Here is a 13,210-nt window from a genome sequence, read left to right as displayed (position 1 = left end):
ATTGTTAAAGAGCGGCACTGCTAAATTCTGTACTACTGGTTTCTGCCTTCAACTTCGGCTAACTTCGCTTTCGCGTCGTCGCTGTCGTTGCAGCAGAGAAACGAGATTATGAAGAAGTTTTTATCGCTTGTCAAGTCAGCTTCGCATTTTGCTTTGCTTTGCTTTCTTGCGGCGACCTCTTCTGGTCTCGCCAGGACTTTCGTCCTGCCCCAGCAGCTATTGAAGTATCAGGAAAAACCCTAACCCTTCAGTAACTGCCAAGCCCGAAACTATAGCACAATTTTTGCGGATCTTGCAACTGGCTTCTGCCTGATTTGCGTCGATCTTTGCAATAACCGCCAAGCGCTCATTTCTGATTGCTGTTGCGGCAGGTGATGGTGAGTTGCCCCGCGTCGCCTGTTGCACTTGCTTCGCTTCGCGTCTCAAAACTGTCTGAGCTGCGAAGGAGCGAGACTATAGCACAGAATTTTGCGCTGTCATGGCGGCGTCGCAAAATTATTGTTGGCATCGGCAGCTTCCCCGCTGATCCGCCCTGCTCCGCCGGGTGCGGCATGGCTTGCGAACGGTCTTCCCTATATATATAGATGGCGGCAGCCCCTGTTAGCGGGACTAGTATGTACGTTTACTATTCGCATGTACGCCGCATCTCATTGGAGACAGACACGTTATGCCCCCTGCGATCGCCATGAGCGAAGACATCCTGATCAACGTTACCCCGTTCGAAACCCGCGTTGCGCTGGTGGAACAAGGTTCGGTCCAGGAACTGCACGTCGAACGAAGCATTCAGCGGGGCCATGTTGGCAACATTTATCTGGGCCGGGTGGTCCGGGTGCTGCCTGGGATGCAGAGCGCCTTTATCGACATCGGGCTGGAGCGTGCCGCGTTCATCCATATTGCGGATCTTCGTGAGAATCGTGCGGAGCGCAGCCAAGGGTTGACGCCGACGCCGATCGAGAAGCTGATTTTTGAGGGACAGACCCTCATGGTGCAGGTGGTCAAGGATCCGCTTGGCACCAAAGGCGCGCGGCTCTCCACGCAGATCAGCATGGCGGGGCGGATGCTGGTGTACCTGCCGCACGATCCGCATATCGGGATTTCTCAGAAGATCGATTCGGAGTCGGAACGCATCCAGCTCCGGGAGCGTCTGCAGGCGTTGATGCCGTCAGAAGAGAAAGGCGGGTTCATCGTGCGCACGCAGGCCGAGGGCGCCAACGACGCTGAGCTGACTGCCGACGTGGAATATCTGCGCAAGCTGTGGACGAGCGTGCAGGCGGCTGCCCGCACGCAGCCCGCCCCCGCGCTGCTGCACCAGGACCTGACGCTTGCGCAGCGCGTGCTGCGTGACATGGTCGGCCCCGATACCGGGTCGATCCTGGTGGATTCGCGGACGACCACGGCCGCGATGCTGGAATGGGCGCGTGTGTACACGCCATCGGTGGTGGACCGCATCCAACATTACAGCGGCGAGCGGCCCTTGTTCGATACGGCGAATGTGGACGATGAGATTGCGCGCGCGCTGTCGCGCAGGGTCGATCTGAAATCGGGCGGCTATCTGATCATTGACCAGACGGAAGCGTTGACGACGGTGGACGTGAACACCGGCGGCTTTGTGGGCGGCCGCAATTTCGACGACACGATCTTCAAGACCAACCTCGAGGCTGCGCAGGCGATCGCGCGCCAGCTGCGTTTGCGGAACCTGGGTGGCATCGTGATCCTGGACTTCATTGACATGGAGGAACAGGAACACCGTGACACGGTGCTGGCGGAACTGAAGAAGGCGCTGTCACGCGATCGGACCCGCATGACGGTCAATGGCTTTACGCAGCTGGGTCTGGTTGAAATGACGCGCAAGCGCACGCGCGATTCGCTGGCGCATCAGCTTTGTGAGCCCTGCCCCATGTGCGAGTCGCGCGGCAATGTGCGCACGCCGCGCACGGTCTGCTACGAAATCCTGCGGGAGATTCTGCGAGAAGCACGGCAGTTCAACCCGAAGGAGTTTCGCATTCTGGCTTCGCAGGAAGTGGTCGACCTTTTTCTGGAAGAGGAAAGCCAGCACCTGGCGATGCTGGGTGACTTCGTGGGCAAGCGGGTGTCGCTGGAAGTGGAAGCGACGTACTCTCAGGAGAAATACGACATCATCCTGGTATGACAGCATCAGATGAATGCCTAGTCATCGGACCAAATGAAGAGCCGCGCACGTTTGCGCGGCTTTTTTATTTCTTGCTTCACGAGATCCAAGAGGTCACGCGGCACAAACGTGACGCCGTTGAACACCACATCCTGGCCGGCGAGCCGGGCCGTGAACCGCACGGCGAGCCGTTCTTCACCGCGTTGCCCGTGCAATGCGATGGCGAATGTGACGAGGCCTACCTGATTCACCCATACGCTTCAACTCGATATGTATGGATTTTGTGACTTAACGCTTCGTTTGCAATGAATTCTGAAACCGATGGCGGCGACTAAGGGTTATCGATAAGCTGCGGGCGCTTTGCCGGGTGGGTAACCGCCTCGGCGCTTTTCCCTAGTCAATCGGAGGTCATTGCAATGAAGTCCCTATTCCGTCCGTTCCTGGTGCTGATCGCGGCCCTGCCGCTGGTGCTGGCCGCCTGCGGCGACAAGGAGCCCGAACAGCGCGCCGCGTTCACGCAGTTCCTGCAAACGCGCATCGTGGACAAGCCGGGCGTGCGCGTGCCGAAACTGACGGATGAAGAAAAGAAGTCGTTTGGCGATTACGCGGCCCAATACGCGGTGATCACCGACTTCAACGCGGGCATGGACGCTTCGGTCAAGCCGTTGTCGGGGATCCTGCAGAAGGGTCAGGTGCGCTCGGTGAACGATATCGTGTCGCGTCGCGAGGACCTGAAGACGGTTCGTGCCGGTCTGAACGACATGAATGCGGCGCTGAAGGAACACCGTGCCAAGGCTGACGCGGCGCGCGCCCAGCTCAAGCAACCTGAAGACCTGAAGGTCGTGTACGACAAGGCTTACGAGAAGACCATCACCCTGCCGGCTGATACGTTTGCCGATGTGCTGCCGCAGATCAACGCCACCTACGACGTCGCCCTGAAGGTTGCCGATTACGTCGAAGCGAACAAGTCGAAGATCGAGATCTCCGGCAACAGCGTGTCCGTGACGGACCCTGCCGTGCAGGCCGAGCTGAACAAGCTGCTGCAAGAGATGAATACACAGGCCAAGAATGTGCAGCAGGCCCAGACCCGTTTGCAGGCCGTGGTGATGGGCCGCTAAAGGCCGCTTCAATACCCGACACTGCGCATCGCCCCGCCGCCACCTGAAGGTGCGGCGGGGCTTTTTCATGCCGGCGCGGTTATCACGCCGGACGCCGCAGCCACGCGGTTGCGGCCGGATGCCTTCGCCTGGTACACCGCGGCGTCGGCGGCTTCCACAAGCGCCGCCGAACCGTCGTCTCCGTGTGGCAAGGCCGTGGCCACGCCGATGCTGACGGTGACGATGCCGCCTTCGTTGTCCTCATGCGCAACGGCCAGCTCCGCGACCGCGCGCCGGATGCCTTCGGCAATGTCCTGTGCTTGTTCGAGGCCGGTATCGGGCAGCAGCACCACGAATTCCTCGCCCCCGTAACGGGCCGCCAGGTCGCGCGGGCGGCGGGCCATTTTCTGGAATGTGAGGGCCAGCGTCCGGAGCAGCACGTCGCCTTCCTGGTGGCCATACCGATCGTTGTAGCGCTTGAAGTGATCGGCATCCAGAAACAGCAATGACAACGGCGTGCGATCGCGCCGCGCGGCCGCCCATTCCACTTGCAGTGTGTCGTCGAAGGTGCGCCGGTTGGCGATGCCGGTCAGCCCGTCTGTCTGCGCCTGACGCGCCAACTGTGCTTCGAATGCCTGCCGCCAGCGCATCTCGCGCCTGAAGAGGACGATCTGCGCCGTGACCGAGGCAAAGAGCGCCAGCGTGATCGGCACGATCAGCGCGGCGCGCCGGACCCACGGTTCAAGCAGGTCATCGACGGCCAGCGCAACGTCGATCACGAGCGGCGTGCGCTCGATGGCGTCGAACGCATAGAGCCGATTGACGCCGTCGTGCGACAGCACGCCGACAAATGCGCCCTCGCGGCCGATCAGGTATTGCTGGAAGTCGAGCGGCACGTCGATGCCGCTGCCGGCGTCGGCGCTGGAATACGGATTGCGCAAGAGAACGGCGCCGTCGTTGCGAAAGACCGTGATGGCATCGTGCGGACCGATGGACACTTCGGCAAAGCGGTCGCGGAAATATGCCGTACGCAGGGACCCGGCCACCACGCCGCCGAAACTGCCATCGGGGTTGGTGATGCGCCGGCTGATGGCGATGCTTTCATCGCCGCCGCGCAAGCGGCTGTTATACGGCCGGCTGACGAAGAGTCCCGTGTCGTCGGCGTCCCGGTGGACCTGGAAGTAATCGCGGTCAGCGAAATTGAGCTTGGGCGGCGTCAAGGCCAGCGAGTCGTAGCGTATGTTGCCTTGGGCGTCGAGCACGACGATGGCGCCCAGATACGCGGCCGTGGCTGAACGGTCGAAGAGGAACCGGTGCAGCGATTGCGGGTCGAGGTCGGCAATGCCGGGGTCTTGCAGGCGCTCGACCACGCCTTGCAGCGAAAGGTCGTAGACGTGCAACGTGCGGCCGATGTCCGCGGCGAGCACGCTGGCCAGGTTGCGGGCCGATACGTAGGCGGCTTCCCACGTGACGCGGCGATCCATCCATAACAGGGAAATGGCCGCTGCACAGATACCGATGGCGACGAGGCCGGCCAGCGCGTACAGCGTGCGGTGCACGATCCCGCGGGATTTCAATACGGCGCTCCTTCGCGATGGCGTTCGGGGTGGCGTAGTTCATCTGCAAGTTCTGCATGATGATGCCGGTGTCCGATGCCGGGCGCAAGGCATCGCCGCCCGGGGCACGGAACCGTGGGCGGCGATCAGCGCGGGTGGCGGTATTGATGGCGGGACGGGGCCGCAGGTGACGCGGCGCAAAGCTGGCGACGGGCGCGGCGCGAACCTGGAGACGGGCGCGGCGCGAAGCTGGTGACGGGCGCGGCGCGAAGCTGGTGACGGGCGCGGCGCGCCCGAGCCGAATTTCAGGAGACTGCGGCGGCGATGCGGAAGGGGAAGGCCTTGGCGCCGCGCGCCTTGTCGGTTTCGCGGTGGGCGTTGATGGCCCATGCGGGCCCCACCGCGCCGGCCTGCGCCATCAACTGGCGCGTCAGCACGCCCGAGAACCCGCAGCGAAGCGTCATGGCCTGACGCCGGGCAAGCTCGATTCCGATGACGTGCGACGTGGTCGAATTACGGTCCGTTTGCAGCATGGCAGCCCCCTGGCAAAAAGCGCTTCCTGAGTGAAGCGTCATGCGGATTAATCTACCCTAGCCGTTTGATTTTGCGCGTGAAATGATGCGTAAAGTAATGCAAAGAAGCCGAAATGCGCGCCGAAAAACAACCGTCAGGCGGATGGACTTGCGGCGGCGTCGCCGGTTTCGCGGTCCGGCCGGTCATTTATGCCATCCGGTTGACCAGTCATATTTCCGTAGAGCAATGAGCGGCCGGCGAACAGCCCGCCCGCCACCTCGAGGTCGAAGCGTTCGGTGTCGCGTTGCCGGACGTCCTGGATGACCTCCTCGGCCTCGTCCGGGGGCACGCCGATGGCGCGCAACGCCGCTTCGCCGAACACCAGCGCCGACTCCAGCGTTTCGCGGACCTGGAAATCCACGCCCTCGCGGGCAAGCGCCAGTGAATGAATGCGGTCGTAGGCCCGCACCACCAGGCGCACCAGCGGAAACTCGGACTTGATGAGTTGCACCATATGCGTGGCGGCTCGCGGGTCGTTGATGCACACGAGGATGGCGCAGGCATTCTCGGCGCCCGCCGAACGCAGCATGTCGGCACGCGTACCGTCCCCGTAATACACCTTGACGCCCCATTTCGCCGCAGCGCGAATCGCGTCGGTATCGGTGTCGAGGATGGATACCTTGACCCCGCGGGCCAGCATCGCCTGGGTCACGATCTGGCCGAAACGGCCAAAACCCACGATCAGCGCGCAACCGTCCAAGTCCCGGGCCACGTCCACGCCGTCCATGGAGGGCACGGGCTTGGGCAACAGCCAACGCAACGCCAGGACGCAGAGCGGCGTGAGCGCCATGGAAATGATGACGACCGCTGTCAGCACCGCGCCGGTATGCGCATCGAAGATGCCTTTTTCCGCCGCCGCGCTGTAGAGCACGAAGGCGAATTCGCCGCCTTGCGCCAGCAACGCGCACCGGGTGATCGCTTCGGCATGCGTCGCGCGAAGCAGCCGCGCCACGACATACACGCCCACGGACTTGACGGCCATGAAGACGACGACGCCCGCCAGGATGAGCGGCCATTCGCGCGCCACGGCCAACAGGTCCAGCGACATGCCCACGCCCAGGAAGAAAAGGCCCAGGAGGATGCCGCGAAAGGGTTCGATCTCTGCCTCGAGCTGATGGCGGAACGTGGACTCGGACAGCAGGACGCCCGCCAGGAATGCGCCCATGGCCATGGAAAGTCCGCCCAGTTCCATCAGCAGCGCCGCGCCCAGCACGACGAGTAATGCCGCCGCGGTCATGACTTCGCGCGCGTGCGCCGCGGCCAGTAGGCGAAACAGCGGATTGAGCAGCCACCGGCCGGCGGCCAGCAGCGCCAGAATGCAGCCGACCGCGATGGCCGCCTGCAACCAGGGATCGCCATCGCTGCCGCTGCCCGCGGGCGCCAGCAAGGCAGCCAGCGCCAGCAGCGGGACGATCGCCAGATCTTCGAGCAGCAGGATGGAGACGATGCGCTGGCCCTGCGCGCTGGTGGTCTCGTCGCGCTCGGCCAGGATCTGCATCACGATGGCCGTGGACGACAGCACAAAGCCCATTGCCGCCATGAACGCGGCGGCGCCCGACAGGCCGGCCAGCAAGCCCACGCCCGTGAGCAGCGCGCCGCAGACCAGGACCTGCGCGACGCCCAGCCCGAAGATCTCGCCGCGCAACTTCCATAGGCGCGACGGCTGCATTTCCAGGCCAATGATGAACAGAAACATCACCACGCCAAGTTCCGCGACGTGCAGGATGGATTTGGGATCGGAGAAAAAGCCGATGCCGAAGGGGCCGATCGCCAGACCGGCGGCCAGATAGCCCAGGACCGAGCCCAGCCCGAGGCGCTTGAACAAGGGGACGGCAATCACCGCTGCGCCGAGCAGAACGACGACGTTAAGGACTTGATTGCCTTCGGAAGGCAGGGCCATGGAGCGCTCCTGGTTGCATGGCGGGCCGAAGCGCCTGGGACGCCGCCCAGCCCGCTACGCACGGGCTGGGACCATTTTCCGGCAAACCACGGGATTGGCAAACAGGAACTTCGGCAATGAAAAACCGCCCCGAAGGGCGGCGGCTGGGGAACGACGCGCGACGGCTCAGTCTTCCCGGAACTGCATCTTGTACAGCGAGGCGTACAGGCCGTCGGCTGCCAGGAGTTCGGCGTGCGGCCCCTGTTCGACGATCCGTCCGGCGTCCAGCACGATGATGCGGTCGGCGTTCTGCACGGTGGACAGGCGGTGCGCGATGACCAGCGTGGTGCGGCCCTTCATCAGGCGCTCCAGCGAGGCCTGCACCTGGCGTTCGGATTCGTTGTCGAGCGCGGACGTGGCTTCGTCCAGGATCAGGATGGGTGCGTTCTTGATGAGCGCGCGCGCGATCGCCAGGCGCTGGCGCTGGCCCCCGGACAGGCGCGCGGCGTTTTCGCCCACCGGCGTGTTGATGCCCTGCGGCAGGCCTTCAACGAACTCGAGCAGGTTGGCGGCGGCGAGCGCGTCGCGCACCTTCTGCTCGCTGGACTTGCCCAGCGCGCCGTAGCCGACGTTAGCCGCGATGGTGTCGTCGAACAGCACGACGTCCTGGCTGACCAGCGACAGGTGCGAGCGCAGGCTGCGCAGCGTCAGGTCGTCGACGGGCACGTCGTCCACGAGGATCTGGCCACTATCGGCCAGCACGAAGCGAGGCAGCATGTTGACCAGCGTGGTCTTGCCGCTGCCGGACCGGCCCACAAGGGCGACGGTCTGGCCGGGTTCGACCACGAAGGAAATGTCGTTGACCGTGTCGCGGTCGGCATCGGGAAAGCGATGCGACACGTTGCGGAATTCGACCTTGCCGCGGACGGGCTCGGGCAGTTCCTTGGTGCCGGTGTCGTTTTCCGGCACCTGGTCAATCAGCGTGAACACGCTTTCGGCCGACACCAGCATCTTCTGCATGCGGGCGGCCACGTTCGTGAGGCGCTTGATGGGGTCGAAGATCTGGGCAAGCGCGGCCATGAACGAGGCGAAGCTGCCCACGGTGAGCGAACCGCTATTGGCCTGACTGAGCGCCACGGCGATGACCGCGCCCACCGAGATGGAGATGCAGACCTGGGTCAGCGGGGTCAGGGCCGCGTCGGCGGTGGCCGTGCGCATGGCGAAGCGGCGCAGGCGTCGGCTGACGAAATCGAAACGGCCGCGTTCGACGTCGTAGCCGTCGAACAGCTTGATGACGCGCTGGCCGTCGATGCCTTCGCCGACCACGCGGGTCAGCTCGGCATTCATGTTGACGGTTTCACGGTTGATGCGGCGCAGCCGCTTGATGAAAAAGCGCGAGATCATGACCGAGACCGGCAGCATGACCAGGATGATCAGCGTCAGCACCCACGACATATAGAGCAGGACGCAGATCAGGGCGATGACCACCAGGGTTTCGCGCACCAGCACCGTGATGACGTCGGTGGCGTAACCAGTAACATTGCCGGCGTCGATGGTGAAGCGGTTCAGGAGGCGGCCGGTGTCGCCGCGCTTGAAGTCCGCGTCGGGCAGGCCCAGCAGGCGCTCGAACATGTCGCGCCGCATGCCGAGCAGCACGTTGTTGGCCACCCAGGCCAGCAGGTAGTCGCTGAAGAAGTTGCAGATGCCGCGCAGCAGGATCAGGCCGACGACCGCCAGCGGCAGCGCCCAGACGTAATACGGTTTGGCGCCCGAGAAACCGCCATCGAGCAGGGGCTTCATGATGACCGCCAGCACAGGCTGCGTGGCTGCGGCGCCCGCCATCAGCAGGACAGCCGCCAACAAACCCTTCCAATAGGAACCCACGCGGCTGTAGATCCGGGACCAGAGTTCGGATTTGACGGGTTGGGAGCCCGCTGGCGCATTCCGTGCGGCAGAATTCAAAGGGATCACTCGCTTTTATACAATTGTGCCCAGGATTGTACCGGCTGCGCGCGTGCGCGCCGTCCCCGCCCCCTTAGCCCTATCCGCGCCCGTGCGCCCTTCCATGTCCGATATCAGTTGCCTGTATGTCCGCCTGCCCAACTGGGTGGGCGATGTCTGCATGAGCCTGCCCAGCCTGCGCGCCCTGGCCGCAAGCGGTCTCCCCCTGGTCCTCTGCGCCCGTCCCTGGGCCCGCGATCTGCTCGATGGCGTGGACAAGCTGGATTTCATTCCCATGCGAGGCAAGGTGGGCCCGGACCGGGCGGCCGTCAGCGCGCACCGCCGGGGGCTGGGTGCACAAGGCCGCCGCGCCCGCGGCCTGCTGCTGCCGGATTCCCTGTCCAGCGCGCTGGTGTTCCGCCTGGCCGGCGTGCCGTCGGCGGGATACCGCGACGATGGCCGCAGCTTCCTGCTGCGCTGGCCGTTCGCCAAGCCCGCCCAGCCGATGCACGCCGTCGAGTCCTGGCATCACCTCACCTGCGAAGCCCTGACCCGGTGGAATCTGCCGAGCGGTCCGGCCAAGCCGGGGCCGACGCTGGACCTGCCGCTGACGGCGGCGCACGAGCGCGCGGCCGGCGAGGCGCTGGTCCAGGCCGGGCTGGACGGCCGGCCCTTCGTCCTGATCGCGCCGACCGCCACCGGCCTGCACAAGGGCCGGATCAAGGTCTGGCCGGGATTCGATACACTGACGCGCGCCCTGCAGGCCCGCGGCCATACCGTGGTAATGTGCCCCCCTCCGGCCGAAACCGACGAAGCCCGGCGCAGTGCGCCCACGGCGCAGTTGCTGCCCCCGTTGGGACTGGGCGCCTTTGCGGCCTTGACCGCGCGGGCCACGCTGGTGATCTGTAACGATTCCGGCGTGTCGCACGTGGCGGCGGCGGCATCGGCCCGGCAGCTCACGCTGTTCGGCGTGACGCAACCGCAGCGCACCGGCCCCTGGTCCCCGCGCGCGGTGTGCGTCGGCTCCGACCAGGCGTGGCCGTCGCAGGAAGAAGTGACACGGCAGGCCGAGCGCCTGCTGGATGGTACGTAGTAATCAGGACAGTCTCGAAATGACCTTTTCCAGCTATCTCACGAATCTGATCATTCCCTTCAACTTGTGCATCACTCTGGTGGTCCTTGGCCTGGTGCTGGGACTGTTCCGGCTTCGCAAGATCGGCTTGACCCTCGTTGCCGCGGGTCTGCTCTGGGCCTTGGCCTGGTCCTTGCCCGCCACGTCGCTATGGGCCGGCGGCGCCCTGGAGAACCGGTATCCGCACAAACCGCCCACCGAAATGCCAACGGCAGACGCGATCGTGGTGCTGGGCGGCAACACGGCAAACGGCCGCGCCAACTGGTTCCTGCCCTATGACAAGGACACGGCGATCGTACGCGTGGACGCGGCCGCCCAGCTGTATCTGGCGGGCCGCGCGCCCAAGGTCCTGCTGTCGGGCGGCGCCCTGGAAGGCGACGTCAGCGAAGCTCGCGGGATGGCGCACGCGATCCGCCAGCAAGGGGTGCCGGAGTCGGCGCTCATCCTGGAAAACGCCAGCCGCACCACTTACGAAAACGCCACGCTGACCGAGGACCAGCTCAAGTCCCGCGGCATCGGCAAGGTACTCCTGGTCACGTCCGCGTTGCACATGCCCCGCGCGATGGCGGCCTTTTCCAAGCAGGGCGTGGAAGTGATTGCCGCCCCCGCGCCGCCGCAGATCGTGGCGCCGGCTGACGGCTCGCTGTCGTTGTGGCTGCCCGACGAACGTACGTTCGATGCCAGCCGCTCGATCGTGAAGGAATACGCCGGGCTCTTTGTCTATTGGTTGCGCGGATGGGTATGAGCTTGGCCGCCGCCGCGCTGGAATGCCGCGCGGGATGCGGCGCCTGCTGCATCGCGCCGTCGATCACGCGGCCCATTCCGGGCATGCCGCACGGCAAGCCCGCGGGCGTGCCCTGTATTCAGTTGCTGCCGGACATGCGGTGCGCCATCTTTGGGGACCCTTCCCGCCCGGACTTCTGCGGCGGACTGCAGCCGGAACACGAGATGTGCGGCTCGGACCGCGAACACGCCATCCGCTGGCTGGCCGACCTGGAACGGGCGACAGCGCCGCACCACTGAAAACGGGGCTCGCAGCCCCGTTTTTTTTCAGTTGCGCTCAAGCAGCACCTGTTCGTACAGCGCCTCGAAGCGCGACGCTACGGTCTCCCAGCTTTGGTCCCGGGCGATTTCCAGGCCGCGCGTCGTGAGCGCTGCGCGCAGCTCGGGGTTCGCCCCCAGGCTTTCCAGCGCCTGCGCCAGCTGGGCGCCATCACGCGGGTCCGACAGGATGAGTGCGTCAGTGCCCGCAGCCAGATACTGCGCGAATCCGCAATAGACCGGGGAGCTGACAATGACCGGCAGGCCATGCGACATGGCTTCCAGCGGCGCCATGCCGTAGCTGTCGTTCAGCGTCGGATGGGCGTAGATGTCGGCTGCGTTGAAATACTGGCCGACGTCCGACGTAGGATCGATCAAGGTGACACGGGAGGCGACGTCGCCCGCGGCGCGGACTCGATCGCGCGTGGGTCCGTCGGCGCCTACGACCAGCAGCTTGTATTGGGGTGGCAGCAGCGCCAGCGCATCCAGCAGCGCCGGCAGGCCTTTGCGCAGCGGATTGCGCGCCACCAGCAGACAGCCGATCGTGTCGGCATCCCAGCCCAGCCGCGCCCGCAGGGCGGCGCGGGCGTCGTTGCCATCCGGGGCCGGCAGTTTGACGCCCGGAGCGATGATGTCCACGGGAAGCTGCTCGCCGTAGCTGCGGTGGAGCTGGTCCATGATGAGGCCGGACACCGCGACCACGCGGCGCCGGGGGGTCTTGCGCACGCGCAGCCATTCCAGCGTCAGATAGGTGGCAAGGCGCGGACTGAGCCAGGCGGTCAGGCGCTGCAGCGGCTTGACCCGGGTGACGTGGTTGTAGCGGACCGGCGTCACGTGCATGACCTGGATCTCGCCCGCCCAGCCGTTCATGTGCGAATGCACGATGTCGAAGCGGCCGCGCGTGAGACGGTCAGCGCGCCAGGCAAAATACAGCACCCGGGTCCAGCTTGGGAGCCAGGCGGGAAACCGCACGGGCAAGAAATCGAATGGCAGATCGCTGTCGAAATCCCGGGCGACCACGGTGACGTCGTGCCGCTGGCCCAGCACACGCATCAGCTCGACGCCATACGCCTCTGCGCCTCCGAAACGATTGCCGAAGCGGTCCACCAACAGCGCAATGCGAAGCCGCCGATTATGGGCGCCGGCGGCTGTCTTCATACCGGGTGAGGCATTTCTGGAGAAAACGGATGATGTTGGTGGAGCGCGCCACCGTCACCCGCGGCAGACCGAAGGGATCGTCGGACGCCGCCGCCAGGCCGCGCTTGGTGAGCGTGGCATTGTCGTATCCAGCCTCGCGCGCCATGGCCTGGTGCTCCGGGCCGTGGTCGCCGTACGGATAACAGAACGCGGTGACCGGCGCACCGAGCGCCTGTTCGAGCTCGTCCTTGGACTCGACGATCTGGCGCCGCGCTTCTTCGGGCGAGAGCTCGGGAAGATGGACGTGGTCAAGCGTATGCGAACCGACTTCGTTGCCCGCCTGCGCCCATTCCCGCATTTCCTGCACGGTCATCAGCGGCGAAAACGGGATGCCCTTCTGGAGGTCCCACACGTTGCCGCCGTCGAACTGCCGAGCCACGAAATAGTTGGTGGCGGTGAACCCCAATTCGCTCAATACCGGCATCGCGTTGTGATGCACGTTGCGAAAACCGTCGTCGAATGTGATGCCGAATACCTTGCCCTGGCGCTCGCCACGGACATACGGCATGACTTCGCGCATGGACAGCCCGCGGTAACCGAGCCGGCGCATCCAGCGCATCTGCCGAGCAAAGCTATCAGGATGTACCGTCAATCCGCGAAACGGCGTGCCCTTGGGGTTGGGATCGCCGATCTGGTGATACATAAGGATTGGAATAGACATAGCTC

The 13,210-nt window shown here is 64.8% G+C and carries 12 protein-coding genes; 5 read left to right on the top strand and 7 right to left on the bottom strand.

Annotation, left to right across the window (positions count from 1 at the left end):
• Nucleotides 1-685: 685 nt before the first annotated feature.
• Nucleotides 686-2,149, top strand: a complete 1,464-nt coding sequence (rng, locus tag AC6CIE_RS13365; protein WP_498092397.1) for a ribonuclease G — start codon at nt 686-688, stop codon at nt 2,147-2,149.
• Nucleotides 2,150-2,166: 17 nt separating this feature from the next.
• Here the strand turns inward: rng and AC6CIE_RS13360 are convergent, their stop codons facing one another.
• On the bottom strand, nt 2,167-2,379 hold the full coding sequence (locus tag AC6CIE_RS13360; protein ID WP_498092395.1) for a hypothetical protein: 213 nt from the start codon (nt 2,377-2,379) through the stop codon (nt 2,167-2,169).
• Nucleotides 2,380-2,544: 165 nt separating this feature from the next.
• Here AC6CIE_RS13360 and AC6CIE_RS13355 point away from each other — a divergent pair, with 165 nt between their 5' ends.
• Nucleotides 2,545-3,246: a DUF3053 domain-containing protein gene (locus AC6CIE_RS13355; protein ID WP_498092393.1), complete on the top strand. Its 702-nt coding sequence runs from the start codon at nt 2,545-2,547 to the stop codon at nt 3,244-3,246.
• 65 nt (nt 3,247-3,311) lie between these two features.
• Here the strand turns inward: AC6CIE_RS13355 and AC6CIE_RS13350 are convergent, their stop codons facing one another.
• The 4 genes from AC6CIE_RS13350 to msbA form a co-directional block, all read right to left on the bottom strand.
• On the bottom strand, nt 3,312-4,802 hold the full coding sequence (locus AC6CIE_RS13350; protein WP_498092391.1) for a sensor domain-containing diguanylate cyclase: 1,491 nt from the start codon (nt 4,800-4,802) through the stop codon (nt 3,312-3,314).
• Nucleotides 4,803-5,086: 284 nt separating this feature from the next.
• The gene (locus tag AC6CIE_RS13345) at nt 5,087-5,314 is read right to left on the bottom strand and encodes a hypothetical protein (protein WP_175125694.1); all 228 of its coding nucleotides are present in this window, start codon (nt 5,312-5,314) and stop codon (nt 5,087-5,089) included.
• Between the two features lie 134 nt (nt 5,315-5,448).
• Nucleotides 5,449-7,254, bottom strand: a complete 1,806-nt coding sequence (locus AC6CIE_RS13340) for a monovalent cation:proton antiporter-2 (CPA2) family protein (protein ID WP_218345051.1) — start codon at nt 7,252-7,254, stop codon at nt 5,449-5,451.
• A gap of 165 nt (nt 7,255-7,419) precedes the next feature.
• Nucleotides 7,420-9,195 carry a lipid A export permease/ATP-binding protein MsbA gene (msbA, locus tag AC6CIE_RS13335; RefSeq protein WP_175138724.1) on the bottom strand — a complete coding sequence of 592 codons (1,776 nt, stop codon included), beginning with the start codon at nt 9,193-9,195 and terminating at the stop codon, nt 7,420-7,422.
• A 103-nt stretch (nt 9,196-9,298) separates the two neighbouring features.
• Here msbA and AC6CIE_RS13330 point away from each other — a divergent pair, with 103 nt between their 5' ends.
• From AC6CIE_RS13330 to AC6CIE_RS13320, 3 genes are read left to right on the top strand one after another with little or no spacing between them, the layout of a single operon-like run.
• Nucleotides 9,299-10,267 (top strand): glycosyltransferase family 9 protein, encoded by a 969-nt coding sequence (locus AC6CIE_RS13330; RefSeq protein ID WP_498092389.1) that lies wholly within the window; start codon nt 9,299-9,301, stop codon nt 10,265-10,267.
• A gap of 19 nt (nt 10,268-10,286) precedes the next feature.
• Nucleotides 10,287-11,051: a YdcF family protein gene (locus tag AC6CIE_RS13325; RefSeq protein ID WP_175138726.1), complete on the top strand. Its 765-nt coding sequence runs from the start codon at nt 10,287-10,289 to the stop codon at nt 11,049-11,051.
• On the top strand, nt 11,048-11,329 hold the full coding sequence (locus tag AC6CIE_RS13320; protein WP_498092387.1) for a YkgJ family cysteine cluster protein: 282 nt from the start codon (nt 11,048-11,050) through the stop codon (nt 11,327-11,329). The genes AC6CIE_RS13325 and AC6CIE_RS13320 overlap by 4 nt, the downstream gene beginning before the upstream one ends.
• Before the next feature lie 27 nt (nt 11,330-11,356).
• Here AC6CIE_RS13320 and AC6CIE_RS13315 read toward each other — a convergent pair whose 3' ends face one another.
• Entirely contained in the window at nt 11,357-12,505 is a 1,149-nt protein-coding gene (locus AC6CIE_RS13315; protein ID WP_498092385.1) for a glycosyltransferase family 4 protein, read from the bottom strand.
• Nucleotides 12,480-13,205 (bottom strand): polysaccharide deacetylase family protein, encoded by a 726-nt coding sequence (locus AC6CIE_RS13310; protein WP_498092383.1) that lies wholly within the window; start codon nt 13,203-13,205, stop codon nt 12,480-12,482. The genes AC6CIE_RS13315 and AC6CIE_RS13310 overlap by 26 nt, the downstream gene beginning before the upstream one ends.
• Nucleotides 13,206-13,210: the final 5 nt, after the last annotated feature.

The organism is Achromobacter sp. GQ309 (assembly GCF_059759315.1).
The sequence above is the reverse complement of the archived record's forward strand: the minus strand, read 5'-3'. Positions and strand labels throughout refer to the sequence as shown.